Raw genomic sequence first — 17,727 nt, forward strand, 5'->3', positions numbered from 1 at the left:
ACGGAATGGTTCGATTGTCTCAAAATTCCTCCCTTTTTTAGAATGAAACCTCAAACTATTACACACAATTTCCGGCTGTTTGGCCGTGCCTGGCAGGGGTTACTGCCGCTGCTGGCCCTGTTTATAAGCCTCGGCTCTGCCCGCACGGCACAGGCTCAAGCGAATAGCAGCATCACTGGTTCTTCAATTATCATAGACCGTGGCAACGGTGTCGGTAACGAGACCTTTGATGGACAGAGTAACACTACGGCATCTGATTTTGATGGCCAAAATCTAGGTACGTTCAACGTAGCGGATTTTAATACAGTGCTGATTCTGAACGGTGGTGGTCTGTTCACTACCCAATCTAGCCCAGATGATATTCGCGGGGCAGCACTGTTCTATGAGGTTACCGATCTTTCGAACAATGTGTCCAGTGGTGTGAAGCAAGTGCAGCTTCCGCTGGTGAGCACCAACGGTGGCAATAAGACCTTTTTCGCCGATGCTGCTAATCAGAATCTGCTCACTGGAACAGGGGCTAATGCATTGCTAGCTCCTGGTACTTATGCCATTGACGTGTATTTTGTGGCGAATGGTTTCAATCCTACCCCTACCACAACCCGTCCTAACGGGCGAGCATTTACTTTACAAGACCCTCCTGGCGTAACGTATCAAGCCATATTCACCGTAGTTGGTGTTCGTCCTACTGAGCCCCCAACGTCTACGACCTGGACCGGAGGCAAGAACGATAACTGGTTTGACGCCGCTAACTGGACCCAAGGCGTGCCTACAGCCACGACCGACGCCACGATTCCTGATTTTGGTTCCGGCTCGACGGTATCGTACCCCAACATCTACAGCAACTCTATCAAACCGGATACGCAGGTGCCAACCAGTATCCAGAACCCAGATGGTACTTTTTCTACTGTCATCACGACAGTACCCGGCTACAACAATTCAACCTCCGGACCCGCTCAAACTCGTGACCTGATTATGCGTGGCACCAGTCAGGCGCAACGCTCCATTACACGCTTGGTAGTTGGTCGCCTGGAAGTATACCGGGATTTCAGTAACCTACAGGATAGCTTCATTCAGCGCGAAAACACTACCATCAGCTTCACCGGTACCACGCAGTCTATTAGTGGTTCGTCATCGGGTTTAGTGAACGTGGAAATTGATGGCGGCGGGGTGAAGACCCTAGTCTCCAACTTCGCAGTGCAGCCTGGTGGAACCTTGCGTTTCATCAATGGTATACTTGCTACTGACATCTCCAGCGTAAATACTTCTTTTGTAGAGCTGGCTAACTCGTCCGGTACGGGCGCTGCTACGGTACCGGCAGCCCGCCTGCTTGGCGAAACCGAAACCTCGTATCTGCGGGGCTTTGTCAAGACCTCGCAAGGTGTTACGCTGGGCGTAGCTCAGGACTTCAGCAACATCGGGATGACGTTGACCTTCACCGGCAGCAACAACCCTGGTGTAGTGACGATAACCCGCAATACGGGCGAGAATTACGCTACCATTAACAACGGGGCAAACAGAAACCCCAGCATCCGCCGCATCTTCGGTGTTCGTCCGGCTGACCAGCAAACCAACAACGGTGGGTTGCGTGCCAACATGGTGTTCCGCTACCTCGACAACGAAACCACCAACCTGGCGCCCAATGCTCAGACGGTGGACGAAAACAACCTAGCGCTGTTTGTATCCACTTCGTCAGGTGACGTGTTCGGCCAGCTGGGCCGCGATAATATCAACACCACCACCAATGAGCTGACGAAGAGCAATATCACGTCCTTCGCCACGTTCACGTTGAGCGAGGCTACGGAGCCGCTGCCGGTTACGCTCACGGCTTTTGCTGCCAAACGTATCGGCACCAACGCTGAAATCACCTGGGAAACGGTGAGCGAGCAAAACAACCGCGGCTACGAAGTACAGGTGTCAACTGACGGCCGCACGTTCCGCACGCTGGCTTTCATTCCGAGCCAGGATGCTAACAGCAACCGCCTGTTGCGCTACCGCTACCTCGATACCGAAGCCAATAAAGGCGGCGTGCGCTACTACCGCCTGCGCCAGATTGACGTGGATGGCAAAGAGAACTTCTACGGCCCGAAAGTGCTGAGCTTCTCCGGCTCGGCTACCGCCGACGCCCGTATGGAAGCCTACCCCAACCCCTTCCAGAACGAAGTACGCCTGACAGTGCAGTCGGAGGCAGCAGGCAAAGGCCAGCTGCAGCTCCTGGACCTGACGGGCCGGGTAGTGCTGGAGCGCAGCGCTGAGCTGACCAGCGGCACCAACGACCTGGAACTGCGGGACCTGTCGGGTGTGCCGAATGGCACGTACATGCTGCGCGTGGTAACGCCTACCGGCAAACCGCAGACCCAGCGTATTATCAAGCGCTAACCGCTCGGCTGAAAAGCCTGCACATAGTAAGTCTATAATGAGAGCCGGTCTTCCTATGGGAGGCCGGCTCTTTGCGTTTGGAAGGGCGGCCGGCGGGAGCAAGTGCCGGGCCAGACCCAGATACCACTATAGATGAGTGTCTTGCCTGAGAGAAGCAGCGAGACGTGTATGCCCGGCGCTGGCAGCAGCGTGGCAGAATCTTTCTATATGATAATAATGGAAAAAAATTGATACTGAAGGAAAAGAGATTAACTTAAATCGTCATTGAAGCCCAATGGCCTACTGGCTGAACTCTCCTGTCTTTTTCTTTCATCCACCTTTTTTCCATTTTCTGCATGACAGCAACTCATTACTCCTCAACAGGCTGGCTTTCCGGAAAGCTGCGGCCGCGGCTGGTAGCGCTGGCTACTGCCCTCTTATTGGCGCCCGCCGCTTGGGCGCAGATCGAAGTGCCTGCCGGCAATCCCAACGGCGGTTCTTCCCGGCGGCCCATGGGTACCTGGTTTGGCTACGAGCGTAGCGCCATGATCTACACGGCTGCTGAAATCGGGACCAGCGGAAACCTTACGCGCATCGGCTTCTATGTAAACTCGGTATCGACTCCTGGTGATGCGCCCACCAAAATCTACCTCAAAACCGTTGCCAACGCCACTTTTGCTGCGGCAACCACTGTAGCAGCTGAGGAAACCGGCGCTACGCTGGTGTATGATGCCACCATTCCGGCCGCATCGTTCACCGCGAATACCTGGGTAAGCGTGCCGCTCACGGCGCCATTTGCTTACAATGGCACCTCCAACCTGGAGGTAATCGTGGAAACCAATGCCACCGGCGGCGGCAACGAAACCAGCACCGGCAAAGCCTTCCGCTACTCGTCTACCGGCACCGGCAACAACCGCACGCAGACGTGGTCTACGGATACCAACCCGCCCACTACTACGGGTACTCTCAGCCTGTTGCGGCCCAACATCCAGCTCACGGGCCTCACGCCGCTGGCCTGCCCACCCGTTACGGGCATTACGGTCAGCAACATCACGCCTACCTCGGCCCAGATTGCCTTCACGCCTGGTGCCAGCAGCACCAGCTACACTGTAACCTACACGCCCACTGGCGGCACGGCCACTACCGTTACGCCCGCGCCCACGGCCTCGCCCATCAACCTGACGGGCCTGACGTCCGGCACGACGTACACCGTAACCATTACCGGTAACTGCGCCGGTAGCACCACCTCGCCGGTGGCCACTACCACGTTCAGCACCTCTCTTGTGGCACCTGCCAACGATAACTGTGCTACGGCCACGGCTCTGACCGTGGGTACTAGCTGCACGCCTACCACTACCACCAACCTGGGTGCTACGGCCTCCACGGGTGTGCCGGCGCCTAGCTCTACCACGGGCACGGGCTGCTTCGTAGCCGGTACTCCGGTTAGCAACGACGTGTGGTATAGCATTGTGGTGCCGGCTTCCGGTGCCGTTACGGTAACTACCAGCGCCGTTACCGGCTCATCGGTAAACGATACGGGCCTGGTGCTGTACACGGGTGCCTGCGGCACGCTCACGGAAGTAGCCTGCAGCGACGACGCCACACCTACCAACTTCTTCTCCACTACCACGGCCAGCGGCCTGACGCCTGGCTCTACTATCTACGCCCGCGTGTGGAGCTTCGGTACCACGCCTACCGGTCAGTTTGGTATCTGCGCCGTTTCGATTCCGGCTAACGATGCCGCCGTACAGGCTATCTACTCGGTTGGTAAGGCTCCCGTATCTGCTCCCCAGGTGGTGCAGGCTGTGATTCGCAACAACGGCGCTGCCGCCCTCACTAACGTGCCCGTAACCCTGAACGTAGCCGGTGCCACTACCTTCGCGGATGCCAAGATCATCCCAACTCTTGCTGTAGGCGCTTCAACCATCGTGACGTTCACGGGCTATACGCCAACCACTATCGGTGCCAACACACTGACGGTGACCCTGCAGCCCGATGGCTTGAACACCAACAACACGCAGACTCTTGCCCAAGCCGTAACGGCTAACAGCATCTCCTACCTCAATGACAGCCAGCCGGCTACTGCCAGCGTAAGCGTTTCGAATACCACTGCCGGCGGTACACTGGCCGTGAAATACAGCATCAACTCGTCGGCTAACATTGGTGAGGTGAAACTGACCTTCCTAGCCAATGCTACTACCACTTCTACCTACCAGGTAGTGATTCTGAATGCCAGCGCTACGGGCACGCCCGGCACGGTGGTCTTCACTTCGCCAACCCTCAACCGTCCTACGGCGGCTGGTGTTGTGACGGTACCTGTAACCGGGGTGACCGTTAATGGACCGTTCTTCGTTGGCCTGAAAGAAGTTTCGGGTGGTGTTGCCATCGGCTATCAGGTGGAAAACCCCCTTCGCTCGGGTACCTTCTTCTTCCAGACCACGCCTACCGGTGCCTGGGCAGACGTGAACACGACGCCGCTCCAGACGCGCCTCGGCATTGAGGTGGGCTTCAGCTCGCGCGTGCTGTCCACCAACAGCCCGGCACTGGCTCGCTCTATCTCCATGTTCCCGAACCCCAGCCAGGGCCAGGTAACGCTGGACATCCGCGACGCCAAAGCCAAAGGCGCCATGCAGGTGCAGATTACCAACGCCCTCGGCCAGGTAGTGCACACCGCCGCTGTCCGCGACAACGCCGAAAACAAGCTCGACCTGTCGGGTCTGGCTACCGGCATGTATGTGCTGCGTGTGCAGTCCGGCTCGGAGTACACCATCCGTCAGTTGGTGCTCACCAAGTAACCCGCAATCAGGCGCTACCGCCGCTGTTGTAGCACGGTAGCTTCCTGCTGAAAAGATACCCGGCCCGGTTGGTGCCGGGTATTTTTTTGTAGGTATAGCCCAACTTGATCTGTGGCCCTGGCGAAGCAGCAAATGCCGCGGCCAAACAACACAGGAGCTATCCGGGAGTATACACAGGGGAAAAGCAGCGGCTGCCGCTGCCCACCGTTTCTTCCGCACCCTTGTATGCCGAAAGCCACTCCACTCACCTTCGTCTACCTGCACTACTGGGCGGGCTCCGGCCGCGCCTTCCAGGCAGTTGCAGAGCATTTGTCTCCCGAATACGACGTACTGGCCCCCGACCTGGGAGGCTTCGGGGCGGCCCCGTCCCCGGCCGGCGGCTATACCGTAGACGCGTATGCCGATGAGGTGGCGGCGTTTGTAGGAGCGCACCACCTGCAGCGCTATGTGCTGGTGGGGCATAGCATGGGCGGCAAAATAGCCCTGGCTCTGGCCGCCCGACAACCGGCCGGGCTGCAGGGCCTGGCGCTGCTCAGCCCCTCACCGCCCACACCCGAACCCATGACCGACGCCGACCGCAAAGCCAGCCTGCAGGCCTGGGGCAAACGAACGGAGGCCATGAAAACACTACGCCACATCACCGCCCGGCCGCTGGCGGCCGCCGCCCAGCAACTCATCCTCGACGACAACCTCCGTACCTCCAAAGCTGCCTGGGAGGCCTGGCTGCTGCACGGCAGCCGCGAAAACCTGGCCGGCCGCATGTGTGAGGTCCGCGTGCCCTGCACCATCATCGCCGGCGACCAGGATGCCGTCATGTCGCCGTCGGTGCATGGGCTGGAAACGCTGCCGCTGCTCCCCGAGGGTACGCCGCTGGAAATAGTGTCCGGGACGGGCCACCTGCTGCCCTACGAATCGCCCGAAGAGGTAGCGGCGCTGCTGCGGGCGTTTGGCGAGAAGCTGCATTAATAGGCTAGCGCGGCATAGTAGGCACTAAAAACAGAACGTCATTCCACGCGGAGCGCAGAATGACGTTCTGTTGTGTCACATCCGTTGTTTGGCTACTCTGCTAGTCCAGAGCCCGGTCGCGGAACAGCACGAAGCCAATGTGGGCAAACACCCCAAACTGGTGGTCAGGGTCATCGTAGTGAATAACCTGCAGGGAAGCAGGGCCAACGGGCGTCTGGTACACCAGGCCGGTCATGGCCGTTAGATAGGGGCGGCTGATGGTAGGGCCGCGCCGGGGCAGCAGCGGATTGTCGTTTTCCCGCTCCCAGGGCCGGAACAGAGTATGCACGTAGGCCTCAGTACGCCACTCCAGCGAGCCCGCAATGGCCTTGATGTATTTCAGGCCCACGGCGGCATAAGCGGTGCCGCGGTACCGGTCCAGGAACTGGGTGCGGGAGTCGGGCAGGGGCAGGAAAGCCGGCGCCGACGTCAGCGACGAGCGGTAGGTGGCAAAGCTGCCCTGCGTGGTGGCCACAGCATCCAGGGTGTAGCCCCAGGCATGCACCCGCTGGCCCACCGAATCGACTTTATGGAACGTGAAATACTGCTCGGTGTACACGCGGCCCTGCACCCATTGGTGGTCTTTGGTGCGGCCCGGTAAGCCGTTGGCCGTAGAGCCCGGCGTGTATTCCTCTTCAGCCAGCACGCCCCGGAAGGCAAACTCGGCCCGGCGGCCACTCACGGCGTATTGCCGGCGGTTCAGGGAGTTGCGCTCGAAGCGTAGCGCCGCCGTAAAGCCATCCAGGCGGTTTTGGTCGAGTTCGGCACCCGAGCTGATTTCGTTGGTATTGGCAAACCGGTCACGGCTCGTGAAGACGCCGCCGCTCAGAATGTAGCGGCTGCGGTAGTTGGGGCTGTAGCCGATCTGCAGGTAGGTTTTCAGGTCGCGCTGCTGCAGCTGGGTGTTCTGGGCAGTGCTGCCCAGCAGGCCGCCTGTATCCTGGTAGTTGAAGTTGTTGAACGTAACGGTAGGCTCGAAATAGAGCGGCGCCCGGCCCGGCACGCTCACCCGGAACGACCCTTGCGCGCCGTTGTAGAAGCGCCCGATGGTGGCGTTGGCCTTGATGGTGTAGAGGTAGCGGTTGAGGTAGCGGTAGGCCCCGCCCAGGTAGAAGTTACTCATCGACCGCGACGACAGCAGCACGCCCAGGTCGGTGGTAAGGTTGGAGTTCTGGCGGGCGTCCAGGTTCAGCTCATAGCCCTGCAGCTTGCTGTCGTAGCGCACCCGTGGGTACACGTTGTTGAAGAAGTCGTTGTTGACGAGGCGGTAGTAGCCTTCCTCCACATCACCCGGCGAGTAGGTGGAGCCGGTACGCTGGAAGAAGCGCCGGACAAACTCTTGCTGCTGCTTCGGCACGCCTTGCACGCTGATTTGTTTGAAATCGGGCTTGGGGGCGCGCTCCTGGAAAGCGCGGCGGCGCTGCTGCAGGGCCAGCGTGTCTTCGCGACGCGCAATGCGGGTTAGCAGCAGGTCCAGCTTGTTTTCGGTAGCCTGCTGGCCCAGGTTCACCAGCTGCTTCACTTTGTTGAAGTCGGCGGCGGTGATGCCCTCCAGATTCGGCTGGATGAAGATGCCGTTTTTGCCTACAGAGGCCGTATCGGCCACGTTGGAGCCCAGAAACAGCAGCGTGCTGGTGAGCAGCGCATCGTCCTTTTCCTTCGGATACTTTCGGAAGGCTACGTCGCCCACGTTCACCCCAATCATCACGTCGGGCTTGAACTCCTCGCGCATGACGCCGGTCGGGAAGTTGTCAACCACAGCCCCGTCGAAGAGGTAGCGGCCGTCCTGCTGCCGGATGGGGCGGAAGGCCAGCGGAAAGGCCATGGAGTTGCGCACGGCATCGGACAGGGAGCCGCTGCGCTGCACCACCCGCTCTCGGGTAAACACCTCGGAGGCCACGCTGCGGTAAGGCACCATCAGCTTGTTGAAATCGTAGTCGGAAATGGCGCCGGCCGGAGCCAGCATGGTGGCCAGCACGTAGTTAAGCGTCACGTCGTCTACAAGCTTAGGCGTCACGCGGGCCTTCAGCGTCGAATCGATGGCCAGGCGCAGGTGCAGCGCAGCGGGGTTGTAGTCGCCGTCGTAGTAGTTGTACACTTTCCCTTCCAGCGGCTGGCCCGATACCCAGTTCTGAAACTCGGGCTTGAGCACTATTTCCTCGATTTCAGCCGGTGAGTAGCCCGCGGCATACATAGCGCCCACAATGGCGCCCATGCTCGTGCCCACAATGTAGTCGATGGGGATGCGGTTCTTCTCCAGCACCTTTAGCACGCCTACGTGCGCGAGGCCCTTGGCCCCGCCTCCTGACAGTACGAGGCCTACTTTCTGGGCCTGGGCAGTGGTGCCTGCCAATAGGCAGAGCAGTAAAAAATGTAGAAAACGGTAGGTTTTACGCATATAAAAAAGAGTGAGGCCCACGCCGGGGCGGCGCGTTTCCTACGCAAAGCGGAATGGCAGGTTGCTGCTACAGCGGAGTTACGCACAAAGCTGATGAATAGAAAATAAGAAATGTATAGTATTGAGTAGGCGGGCGGGGTAGTTAGGCAAATAAAATATGCTGACTATCTGCTAGTTGAGGCTTGTATCCGAATGGTTGTGTCCCAAGCCAGTCAAGCCGGACTCGCCACCAATGCCACACTCGCAGCAGCGGCGCCTTGGCCACTACCGGCGTAGGATTTCTAAGGGTATGGGCAGACAAAGCAACTCGCTCAGGGAGCCAGCCAGGTGCCCACCGGGCCGGGCAGGTTGCGTAGCACCGTGAACACCACCGTCAGGCCCACGATGCTCCAGGCCAGCCACGGCCGGTAAAGCAGCGTGCGGCGGCGGGGCTGTCCGCTGAGCTGCAGACGGGCTTCGTGCAGCAGCCCCAGCGCTACCAGCGGCGCCAGCGTGGCCGCCAGCAGATTAAAGCCTACGGCCTCGGCCAGCCGACCATGCAGCAGGGCATGCAAAGCGCGCTGGGTGCCGCAGCCGGGGCAGTGCAGGCCCGTCAGCCAGTTCACGGGGCAGCGCGGAAACGGGTAGTGCGCCGGGTTCAGGCGAAAGTAGAGGGCCGCCAGCGCCAGCCCTGCCAGCAGGACCACGGCGCCAGCGGCCCTCCGCTTAGCAATAGTAGTGGGCAAAGCGCGACTATTGGTTGTCGAGGGCACCCAGCATGCCGGCGCCTACACCCATCACCACCACAAACACCACATACAGCACGGCAAATACGGCCCAGCCGATCAGCGAGTACTTCACCCATTTGCCGGCTTTCTGCGAGGCGTCGAGCGCGCCGTTGTAGTCGCCGAGGGCCAGGCGCGAATTCACGTTGGCGGCATTGATGATGGCCACGATGCCGAAGGGCAGGCAGCAGAAAATCGTCACCAGAATCGACTCAACGAGCCAGTTTTTCGGGGGTGGGCCGGGAGGCAGTGGCGACATGCCCGAAGGCGAAGCGTAGGATTGTTCCATGTAGGAAGAAAAGGGAGTAGAGTGATAGATGGCGGAAAGCTAAAGATTCCCGTTCCAATCCCCAACTCCTTATGCCGCAACTCACCATTTCTTAAAGATGACGTACACGGCCGCAATCAGCAGCCCGAACCCAACAAGGTGGTTCCAGCCCAGCTTATCGGTCTTGAACACGTACACGGCGCACAGCGTGAACACCGACAGCGAAATAACTTCCTGCAGCACTTTCAGCTGAAACAGGTTGAACGGCCCGCCGTTTTCCTCGAACCCGAGGCGGTTGGCCGGTACCTGAAACACGTACTCGAAAAAGGCCAGCCCCCAGCTCACCAGAATCACGCCCACCAGCCCCAGGCCCTGCAGCCAAGTTATCTTCTTGAACTGCAGGTGCCCGTACCAGGCGAAGGTCATGAACAGGTTGGAGATGGTGAGCAACACGACGGTGGACAGCGCTTTCATGGGGCAGAGCTAGAACGAAAAGCCTGCATACGACAGAAATGGCTGCGCTGGCGGCTTAGTCCTCGTGGCCCGGCACGGCGGCCTGGGGCGCCTGCTGCAGGTCTTTAGCCTCGCGGGCCAGGCGCAACTGCTCTTTCTCGGAGGGCTGTTTGGGCAGGGCGTCGAGGTCGGGCTGGCCGGCATCCACCCAGCAGGTGTACCAGAACGCCCCGATCAGGCGCTGGGCCAGGCGCATCTGGCGCTCCACCTGGCCGGCGAGGCGCTGGTGATACTCGCGGCTGAACTCGCGCGAGTACACGCGCACGGCCCCGGCGTTGCCGCGCTCCTCGAAGCCGTACTTCTTGTCGTCGGGCATCTTGGCGGTCAGGTCGCGCTCAAAGCTGAGCACCGAGTCGACGGCGGCGTTGGAGCGGGCCACGGCCGTCCAGATGGTTTCGGAGGGCCGCTCCAGGTACGGAGCCGGGCCGGTGAAGAAGTCGTAGTTGGCGGCCAGGATTTCAGGCAGCCGGGATTCCCACAGCCCGTGAATGCCGCGCTGCCCCGTGAGCAGGCCGTTGTAGTTGTGGGTGGTGTGCAGCGGCACGCAGGCATCGGCAATGTAGTGGCCCATGTCGGCCGAGAGGCTCAGAATCCGGTCGGCGTCGCGCTGGCGGAAGGCCTCGGTGAGCTGGCCCTTCATGCGCACCACCTGCCAGGGCACAATGCCGTGCCGCATCAGCGAGTCCTCGCCGTACTTGGCCACGGCGTCGGCGTAGGAGCGGGGCAGGCGGGTAAGGGCCGAGTCGCCATACACGTCCACGTCGAGGAAGTGGCGGGCGGCCTCGCCGGGCACCACCGAGCGCCGCGAGTCAGGCCGGGTGGCGTTGGTGGTCAGGTACTCGATGTTGGTTTTGTAGAACCCCATCATCTCGGGCGGCAGCGTAAACACGGCCAGCCGGTTGAGCAGCCGGTGCCCGAAAAACCCCCACGCCTGCGGCCGCTGGGGCAGTAGCAGCAGAAAACCAAGCAGCAGTAGAAGACGGGGCATAAGCAGCAGAAGTCAGAGGTGGCGAGGAAGATACACGGAGTTCCTGAGTGCGGCAACTGTGGGCCGTATCAGCCGGCGCTACTCTCGCTCCCGCACCAGCCGGTACAGACTGTCGCGGTAGGTTTCGCCCACCGGAATGGCCTGCTCGCCGATGTAGACCGTGTTGCCGTCTATCATGCTGATTTTGTCTACGGACACCAGAAACGACTTGTGCACCCGCAGAAACGGGGGCTGCGGCAGCTGCGCGGCCAGCTCCTTCAGCGTCTGGTAGGTGATGAGGCGCTGGCCCGCCACGAAGAGCGTCACGTAGTTGCCCAAGGCCTCGGCGTAGAGAATATCGGCGTGGCTGACCCGCAGGAACTTGTTCTTGCTTTCGCCCTTCACGAACAGGTAACCATTGGCCGCCGGAACCGAAGCCGCTGGTGCCGCAGCCGCGGGCAGCGGCGGGGGCGCAACGGGCGGGGTGGGGGGCAGCAGGGCCTGGGCCTTCTGCACGGCCCGCAGAAACCGGTCGAAGGCAATGGGCTTGAGCAGGTAGTCTACCACGTCGTGCTCGTAGCCTTCCAGGGCGTACTCGGGGTAGGCGGTGGTGAGGATGACTTTGCACCGGTTGCCGCAGAGCTTCAGAAACTGCAGGCCCGTCAGCTCGGGCATCTGAATGTCGAGAAACACGAGGTCGGCGCGGCCTTCCTGCACCCACTGCAGCGCCTCAATGGGATTGGTGGTGGTGCCGGCCAGCTCCAGCCCCGGAATTTTCTGGATGTAGGCGGCCAGCAGCCGGCTGGCGTAGGCTTCGTCATCAACGGCAATACAGCGGAGCATAGCGGCGGGCAGCAGGAAGTGGACGCCGCAATATAGCCGCCAGAACAACTCTGCGCCCTCCACTCCTTCCTCTGCACCCTCTGCGGGCACCGCCGTCAGGGCTTCACCCCAACTCCAGCTCCAGCAGCGTGCGGTGCGTGGTGCCGTCGGAGTGCACCTGCAGGCGGTGGCGGCCGGGGTAGAGCAGCTCCAGCCGCCGCCGGATATTGGCCAGCCCGATGCCCGTCGTGTGGTCCTTCTGGTGCTGGTTGATGTGGTTGCAGACCTCAAACTGCAGCTGCCGGGGCGTGGGCAGGCGCAGACTGATGCGTACCGGGCACTCGGGCCGGCTCGTGACGCCGTGCTTGAGGGCGTTTTCCACGAACGGAATCAGCAGCAGCGCCGCAATGCGCTGCCCGTCGAGCGGGCCCTGCACGTCCATTTCCACAAAAAACCGGTCCTCGAACCGCAGCCGGTGCAGCGCCAGGTAGTTGTGCAGGTAGGTTACCTCGTGCTGCAGGCTGGCCGTGCCGTCGGGGCTTTCCGTGAGCATGTAGCGCATCAGGTCGGAGAGACGCAGCACCGCATCGGCCAGCGGCTCCGATACCAGGTAGGCTTCGGCGTAGAGGTAGTTAAGCGTGTTGTAGAGGAAGTGCGGGTTGATCTGGGTTTTGAGGAAGGCCAGCTCGGCCTGGGTTTTCTCGCGCTGCAGCTGCTGGTGCTCCCGCTCCCGCCGAAACGAGTTTTCCAGCCCCCACACGGCCGCGCTCAGCACCATATATGAGGTGCCCCAGTACAGATTATCGAGGGCGTAGCTGCTGAGCGGCGTATCGGGCGAGTAGTTGCTGATGCCTACGGTGGCGGGCAGCAGCACTTCTTCCAGCAAGTAGCGCAGCACAATGAAGGCGCCCATCATGCCGGCCACACCCAGCAGCAGCTGCGGCAGCCGGCCGCGCCGCAGGTAGCGCGGAAACACCCACAGGTAGCCCAGGTAGAACTGCACGCACTTCACCAGCAGCAGGGTGTAGGTGAGGATGGCAAACGAGCGTTTCGCGTGGTCGAGGTAGAGGCCCAGGCCGATGTAGCCGGCCCACAGCCCCCAGCCCAGCACATGCAGCCCGATGAGTTGGCGTTTCGTCATGCCCTAAAAGTAGCAGGAGCTGCCCGGCGGGCGCAGTTTATTATGTGAACCCGCCGGTTTGGCCTGTGAACCGGGCGGCCGGGTTCCGGGCGGGCAGATGGGGAGTTGACAGCTGGTTTTGGGTGGTTGATATAATAAAGTTTCGGCCGGCCGGCGGGGCCTGCACCTTTGACTCAGTTCAGCCACCTCACCTACTTTCCTCTTTCGTTATGCTGCTTTCCCTGCTCCGCCACCTGCTGTTCTGCCTGCTGCTGGTACTTCCCCTGGCCGCCCGTGCCCAATCTGCCGCGCCGCTCGAAGTGGTGATGGTGGCTTCCTCGCACGTCAACACCGGCCCCGCGGCCAGCTACCGGCCCGTCATCGAGAAGCTGAAAGCCTACAAGCCCGACATGATTTTCGGTGAGTACATCTCGGCCACGGAGCTGCAGCAGCTGCCCGCCGACAACTACGCCTCCCGCATGTTCCGGCCCCGCCAGCAGTTTGTGCAGCAGCGCAGCCCCCAGGCCCGGCCCCTCACGGCACGCCAGACGGAAAAAGCCCGGCAGGCGCTGGCCGGCTTCCCCTACTACCACAAAACCCGCATGGACCTGGCCCGCAGCTACGTGCTTGGCTCCGACCGCGCCAATGCTGAGTACCAGCTCTACCTGCTTCACCAGGAAATGAAGCCCCGTTTCGGCGCGCAGGAGCTGGCCTACTTCAACACCGTATTCGGCGGCTCCGATTCGCTGCGGCAGCGCCGCCTCGTGCGGACCACCAGCGAGTACCACAAGATCTTCTTTCCTCTGGCCTACGAGCTGCAGCACCCCCAGATATATCCCATGGACTGCCAGCTCTACGATGTAGCCTGGAGCACGGCCTGGGGGCAGGCTGCGGAGCGGGTAGCAGCCCTGGAAGCCCGCTTCAAGCTTGATTCCACCTCGGCCGAAGCCACCACCTGGCGCCGCATGAACGCCGCCGGCACCACCTACGCCAACTACGGCCCCACCACCAACGAGCCGTTGGCCGTCTACCAGTCCCTCAACGTCCCCGCCTATGCCCAGGTAGACGAGCCGGCCAACTTCTACGGCGGCGTGGCCCTGTACGGCGCGCCCGGCTTCCCCACCGAAGAAGTGAAAGCCATGAAAGCCCAATGGATGCTGCGCAACCAGGGCATGTGCGCCAACGTGGTGCGCCTGGCCCGCCAGCAGGGCGCCCGCCGGGTGGTGGTAGCCGTCGGGGCCTCCCACGGCCAGGTGATGACCGAGCTGCTCCGCGCCATGCCCGGCGTGAAAGTGGTCAGCTTCAACGAGCTGCCATAGCACTAGCGCCAGGCCGTTGCCCGGAACACACGCGCCATCAGCACACGCAAAAGGCCCACGGCGCAATGCCGTGGGCCTTTTCTGCAGGTAAACGGCTACTGCCTACCGCCGGCCCTGGCCCGCGAAACGCATGCGGTAGTCGGCATTCACGTCGCCTTTGCTGATGCGCGCCAGCTTGCCCTTGATGAGCTGCTTCTTGAAGCCCGAAATCTTGTCGGTGAACAGCACGCCTTCCAGGTGGTCGTACTCGTGCTGAATCACGCGGGCCGTCATGCCCGAGAAGGTTTCCTCGTGCACCTGGCGCTGCTCGTCCTCGTAGCGAATCACAATGGTTTCATGGCGGTACACCATTTCGCGCACGCCCGGAATGCTCAGGCAGCCTTCCTCGAAGCCCCATTCCTCGCCGGTTTCGCTCACCATCTGCGGGTTGATGAAGGCGCGCTTCACCGGCCCGGCCGTGGGCTCCTCGATGATGGGGTTGCCGTCCTCATCCTCGTCCATCATCGGCTCCGAGTCGATAACGAACAGCCGAATGCCTTTGCCCACCTGCGGGGCGGCCAGTCCCACGCCGTGGGCGTGGTACATGGTGTCGTACATGTCCTGCACGATCTGCTGGAGGTCAGCGGCCGGAAAATCGGCCGGAATGTCTTTGGCGCGGGCTTTCAGCACCGGGTCGCCGAACGCAACTATGGGGTAAATCATCTTGATTCAAGGAAAGATTGCAGAATGAGGGTGGCCGCCACCTTGTCCACGGTGGCTTTGTCGCGGCGGTCCTTCTTGCCCAGCCCGCCGGCCAGCATGGCGGCCTGGGCCATGCGCGAAGTGTAGCGCTCATCGATTTCGTGCACCGGCACTTCGGGCAGCTCGCGGCGCAGCGTGCGCAGCAGCCCCACCACGGCGCTGGTGCTGTCGGTGGCCTCGTTGAGCAGCGTGCGCGGCATACCCACTACCAAAGCCGCCAGTGGCTCGCGCAGGTGGTAGGCCTTCACGTAGGCCAGCAGGTCTTTGCTGTGGATGGTGTCGAGGGGGGTGGCAATCAGCTGGAGCGGGTCCGTGACGGCCAGCCCCACGCGCTTGTGGCCATAATCGATGGCAAGAATACGGCCCATCACGGAAGCAAAGGAGAAAGTACGCGGCCTGGCAGCACCCGCCGCCGGCCGCCGCAAAGATACGACAGGGGGCCGGAACCGTGTGCCGGTGCCGCGCACAATCCAACGGCCCGACAATCCGGTCTGTCCGGGAATTCGTAAGGTTCAGCGAAAGATTTAATCCCCATATAATCATAAACATACCTTTGATTGCCTGCTGCCGCAAGGCAAAAGGATTTGCACTGAATTCGGCCTGAAATGGCAATATTTTGAGCTATACAAAGATGAAATTGCATTGTTATCGGATAATTCATATCACTGTATGTACACTGTAATTTTCTTGGAAAAGTTTCAATAGATTTGAAATCCTGTCCATTCTCAGAAGCGTTTTCTATAGCCCCAACCTCTACTCCCTCAGTGTCTTATGGCAGCCGAGCCTTCGCTTCAGCCAGTGCTTTCTTCCGGGCCTGAGCCGCGCCTTGCGCGGCGGCGGGCGCGGCAGCCGTGGCTGTTGGCGCTGGCGCTGGTGTGCGGCGTGCTGATCGGGGCCAATCCGTTCCGGCCTTCCGACCAAAACCCCGACGGCACGGCGCGTGGCTACCTGAAATTCAAGGAAATCCTGAGCTACGTGGACCGCGACTACGTGGACTCCGTGGACGCCGAGGCCCTGTCCGACTACGCCATTGCGCGCATGCTGGAGCGGCTCGACCCGCATTCGGTGTTCATCCCGGCCAAGCAGCAGCAGGCCGCCTCGGCGTTTCTGCAGAGTGATTTCGACGGCGTCGGGGTGGAGTTCAATATTTTCCACGATACCGTAACGGTGGTGGCCCCGCTCAGCGGCGGCCCCGCCGAGCAGTCGGGCCTGCAGGCCGGCGACCGTATCCTGGCCGTGAACGGCGAGCGGGTGTCGGGCGTGCACATCAGCACCGAACAGATGTTTCAGAAGCTGCGCGGCCCGCGCGGCTCCAAGGTGGTGCTGCAGCTGCGCCGCCACACGGTGGCCAAGCCCATCAACGTGGCGCTGGTGCGTAACCGCATCCCCAACAACTCGGTGGACGTGGCCTACCTGCTCGACGCCACCACCGGCTACATCAAAATCAGCCGCTTCGCCAGCGGCACCTACGACGAGTTCAAGCAGGCCCTCGGCGACCTGCGCCGCCAGGGCATGACCGGCCTCGTGCTGGACTTGCGCGGCAACCCCGGCGGCTACCTCGACCGCGCCACCAAGCTGGCCGACGAGTTTATCGGCGGCACCCGCAAAATCGTGTACACCGACGGTAAAGGCGACCAGTACGACACCCAGACCTACTCGCGGGTGCTGGGCGAGTTCGAGGAAGGTCCGCTGGTGGTGCTCGTGGACGAAGGCTCGGCCTCGGCCGCCGAGGTGGTGGCCGGCGCTTTGCAGGACCACGACCGGGCGCTGGTGGTAGGCCGCCGCACCTTCGGCAAAGGCCTGGTGCAGCAGCCCATTGCCCTCAACGACGGCTCGGAGCTGCGCCTGACCATTGCGCGCTACTACACGCCCTCAGGCCGCAGCATCCAGAAATCGTACAGCCACGGGCTGGCCGCCTACGAGCAGGACCTGCAGAACCGCCTGCGCCACGGCGAGCTGTTCCACGCCGACAGCATCCATTTCGCCGACTCGCTGCGCTACAAAACGGTGCACGGCCGCACCGTGTACGGCGGCGGCGGCATCATGCCCGACCTGTTTGTGCCGCGCGACACCACGGCGTTTTCGGCCTACTACACCCGCCTGCAGAGCCACAATCTGGTGCGCGAGTTTGCGCTCAACTACTTCCAAAGCCACAAGGCGGAGCTGGAGGCGTTGCGCCCCGAGCAGTACCTGGCCACCTTCCGCATCAGCGACGCGCAGCTGCAGGAGCTGGCCGAAGTGGCGGCCAAAGACGGTATGCCAGCCAACCCCATTCACCTGAAGCGCTGCGCCGAACTGCTTCGTAATCAACTAAAAGCGTATATTGCTCGTAGTGCCTACGGCAAGCCCGCTTACTACGCCACCCTGCGCGAGCAGGACGCCGAGCTGAAACAGGCGGTGCAGGCCATGGCCAACGGTTCCGCCAATCCCATGCAAAAGCTGTCCATGAAATAAGTGCATTACAATTAGGGGAAATCTATACTGCGAAGCGGCCGGGGTGGGGACTCCGGCCGTTTTGATTTTGGGGGTGGGGAAGAACTGCCATTCCGACGAAGGAGGAATCTGAGTAAAACCGAAACGTCATGCAGAGGCGCAGCCGAAGCATCTCGCGTGCTGTGAGGTTGCTTCATTAGCCCAAGGTTTAAACCCTGGGCTACGGA

At 61.4% G+C, this 17,727-nt stretch carries 14 protein-coding genes; 5 read left to right on the forward strand and 9 right to left on the reverse strand.

Features of this window, described 5'->3' with window-relative positions; translation table 11 throughout:
* The first annotated feature begins 762 nt into the window (after positions 1 to 762).
* From N008_RS22670 to N008_RS09185, 3 genes are all read left to right on the forward strand, one after another.
* Positions 763 to 2,376: a T9SS type A sorting domain-containing protein gene (locus N008_RS22670; RefSeq protein WP_197062978.1), complete on the forward strand. Its 1,614-nt coding sequence runs from the start codon at positions 763 to 765 to the stop codon at positions 2,374 to 2,376.
* A 491-nt stretch (positions 2,377 to 2,867) separates the two neighbouring features.
* Positions 2,868 to 5,150, forward strand: coding sequence for a T9SS type A sorting domain-containing protein (locus N008_RS09180; RefSeq protein WP_044015467.1), 2,283 nt, complete (start codon positions 2,868 to 2,870; stop codon positions 5,148 to 5,150).
* A gap of 225 nt (positions 5,151 to 5,375) precedes the next feature.
* Entirely contained in the window at positions 5,376 to 6,116 is a 741-nt protein-coding gene (locus N008_RS09185) for an alpha/beta fold hydrolase (protein WP_052381364.1), read from the forward strand.
* Positions 6,117 to 6,216: 100 nt separating this feature from the next.
* On the opposite strand, the gene N008_RS09190 is transcribed toward N008_RS09185, so the two are convergent.
* The 7 genes from N008_RS09190 to N008_RS09220 form a co-directional block, all read right to left on the reverse strand.
* Entirely contained in the window at positions 6,217 to 8,508 is a 2,292-nt protein-coding gene (locus N008_RS09190; RefSeq protein ID WP_052381365.1) for a patatin-like phospholipase family protein, read from the reverse strand.
* 356 nt (positions 8,509 to 8,864) lie between these two features.
* Positions 8,865 to 9,278, reverse strand: a complete 414-nt coding sequence (locus N008_RS09195) for a DUF2752 domain-containing protein (protein WP_156109153.1) — start codon at positions 9,276 to 9,278, stop codon at positions 8,865 to 8,867.
* A gap of 7 nt (positions 9,279 to 9,285) precedes the next feature.
* The gene (locus tag N008_RS09200) at positions 9,286 to 9,606 is read right to left on the reverse strand and encodes a CD225/dispanin family protein (RefSeq protein ID WP_197062979.1); all 321 of its coding nucleotides are present in this window, start codon (positions 9,604 to 9,606) and stop codon (positions 9,286 to 9,288) included.
* 81 nt (positions 9,607 to 9,687) lie between these two features.
* Positions 9,688 to 10,059, reverse strand: a complete 372-nt coding sequence (locus N008_RS09205) for a DMT family protein (RefSeq protein ID WP_044015473.1) — start codon at positions 10,057 to 10,059, stop codon at positions 9,688 to 9,690.
* A 55-nt stretch (positions 10,060 to 10,114) separates the two neighbouring features.
* Complete coding sequence (locus tag N008_RS09210) at positions 10,115 to 11,086, reverse strand: zinc dependent phospholipase C family protein (protein WP_044015475.1); 972 nt, start codon at positions 11,084 to 11,086, stop codon at positions 10,115 to 10,117.
* A gap of 78 nt (positions 11,087 to 11,164) precedes the next feature.
* Positions 11,165 to 11,908, reverse strand: coding sequence for a LytR/AlgR family response regulator transcription factor (locus tag N008_RS09215; RefSeq protein ID WP_044015478.1), 744 nt, complete (start codon positions 11,906 to 11,908; stop codon positions 11,165 to 11,167).
* Between the two features lie 103 nt (positions 11,909 to 12,011).
* The gene (locus N008_RS09220) at positions 12,012 to 13,028 is read right to left on the reverse strand and encodes a sensor histidine kinase (RefSeq protein WP_052381366.1); all 1,017 of its coding nucleotides are present in this window, start codon (positions 13,026 to 13,028) and stop codon (positions 12,012 to 12,014) included.
* 209 nt (positions 13,029 to 13,237) lie between these two features.
* Here N008_RS09220 and N008_RS09225 point away from each other — a divergent pair, with 209 nt between their 5' ends.
* Entirely contained in the window at positions 13,238 to 14,326 is a 1,089-nt protein-coding gene (locus tag N008_RS09225) for a DUF5694 domain-containing protein (RefSeq protein ID WP_044015480.1), read from the forward strand.
* 102 nt (positions 14,327 to 14,428) lie between these two features.
* Here the strand turns inward: N008_RS09225 and def are convergent, their stop codons facing one another.
* Positions 14,429 to 15,028, reverse strand: a complete 600-nt coding sequence (gene def / locus N008_RS09230; RefSeq protein WP_044015482.1) for a peptide deformylase — start codon at positions 15,026 to 15,028, stop codon at positions 14,429 to 14,431.
* The gene (gene ruvX, locus N008_RS09235) at positions 15,025 to 15,435 is read right to left on the reverse strand and encodes a Holliday junction resolvase RuvX (protein WP_044015484.1); all 411 of its coding nucleotides are present in this window, start codon (positions 15,433 to 15,435) and stop codon (positions 15,025 to 15,027) included. Before ruvX ends, def begins: the two co-directional genes overlap by 4 nt.
* 430 nt (positions 15,436 to 15,865) lie before the next feature.
* Between ruvX and N008_RS09240 the strand changes: the two genes are divergently transcribed.
* Positions 15,866 to 17,521 carry a S41 family peptidase gene (locus N008_RS09240; RefSeq protein WP_231569806.1) on the forward strand — a complete coding sequence of 552 codons (1,656 nt, stop codon included), beginning with the start codon at positions 15,866 to 15,868 and terminating at the stop codon, positions 17,519 to 17,521.
* Positions 17,522 to 17,727 lie beyond the last annotated feature (206 nt).

The sequence above is a fragment of the Hymenobacter sp. APR13 genome, assembly GCF_000737515.1.
GTDB lineage: Bacteria > Bacteroidota > Bacteroidia > Cytophagales > Hymenobacteraceae > Hymenobacter.